The organism is Intrasporangium chromatireducens Q5-1 (genome assembly GCF_000576575.1).
In the GTDB taxonomy this organism is placed as follows: Bacteria; Actinomycetota; Actinomycetes; order Actinomycetales; family Dermatophilaceae; genus Intrasporangium_A; species Intrasporangium_A chromatireducens.
This window is the reverse complement of sequence record NZ_AWQS01000490.1, coordinates 1-1,160: the sequence shown is the minus strand read 5'-3', so window position 1 is coordinate 1,160 and position 1,160 is coordinate 1. Positions and strand designations below refer to the sequence as shown.

General features: G+C 65.0%; 1 protein-coding gene and 1 tRNA gene. Both read right to left on the bottom strand.

Annotation, left to right across the window (positions count from 1 at the left end):
- Nucleotides 1-89 precede the first annotated feature (89 nt).
- A tRNA-Lys gene (locus tag N864_RS22425) sits at nt 90-165 on the bottom strand.
- A gap of 274 nt (nt 166-439) precedes the next feature.
- Nucleotides 440-724 carry a hypothetical protein gene (locus tag N864_RS24935; RefSeq protein WP_155893075.1) on the bottom strand — a complete coding sequence of 95 codons (285 nt, stop codon included), beginning with the start codon at nt 722-724 and terminating at the stop codon, nt 440-442.
- Nucleotides 725-1,160: the final 436 nt, after the last annotated feature.

Here is a 1,160-nt window from a genome sequence, read left to right as displayed (position 1 = left end):
TGCTCGGCGTGGGCGCGGTCCCTCTTGGGCGATGGTAGGGGGACGCGCCTGGACCAGATCGACCGGCCAGCGCCCCGACCGAGGGGATGTGGTGGGCCCCGTCGGGCTCGAACCGACGACCGGCGGATTAAAAGTCCGATGCTCTACCCACTGAGCTAGAGGCCCGGGGGGTCGGTACTTTAATCGGGACAAACCTCAGTACAACACCGCTGTAGCCCGGTCCGTACCAACCTCCGGCTCACAGTATGCCGGACCCGCTCCTGCCGGCCATCGCCTACTCTTCCCGGACCTGACCGGTCGTTCCCGGCATCGCTACGTATGTCCTGCGCTGGTGCGGGTGGGCAGGGGGGATCGCGTCTGCAGGTCATTAGCGTCCTGTCGTGGATCCCCTCTGTGTCAAGGTGCCTGGCGACCCGTCCTTGACGTGGGGACGGACTTATCAGCGGCCAGCACCCAGGTCGTCACGGATCCTCTGTGTCTCAGCAAGCAGCGCCTTCAGGTTGGGCACGTCGAACTCCTTCATGACGGCGGCCAGCTTCTTCATTGCGGAGTCCAGCGATGCCGCCGCTGGGGCGCTAGTCGATTCAGCCGGTTGGTAGTTGTTCGGGTCGATCGAGCTCGCCATTTCCTCAAGCTGGTGGGCTCCTGAGTGATTCGGCCCTAACGTCACAGCAGCGGTCCGCAGGTAGCCAGCGGCGTGCAGTACTTCCTCGTGGATGTCCATGGACAGACGCTAGGAGCCCCGCCGCCAGATGTGCTATCAGGGACGACCCTGAGCGAGACCTGATTTGGGAGGTCGTACCGGCATTCAGACTCGTCAACCCGCAGCTCTGGCACTTAACTGCCCCTAGCGAGCCCTGAGCCAGATCGATGTAGGCGCACGGGAAGCCGCGTCGCCCGCGGCTCTCGTTTAGCGCCGTCCCGGGAGAACAGTTCCGGGGGAGCGCCGCCGATTCAGGCGTCGGCGATCGGAACGAGGGCGAGGTCCGGCGCGCGGCAAGGGGAGTTGCTTGCGCTCCCGGCGCATACCCGGTATACATCTCCTGACCTGAGGCAATACCGAGTATGTCGGGGAGGCGTTCATGTCGGTGAAGCAGGGACTGCTCGCGCTGCTGGCGGAGGGACCGATGTATGGCGCCCGCCTGCGCAGCGAGTTCGAG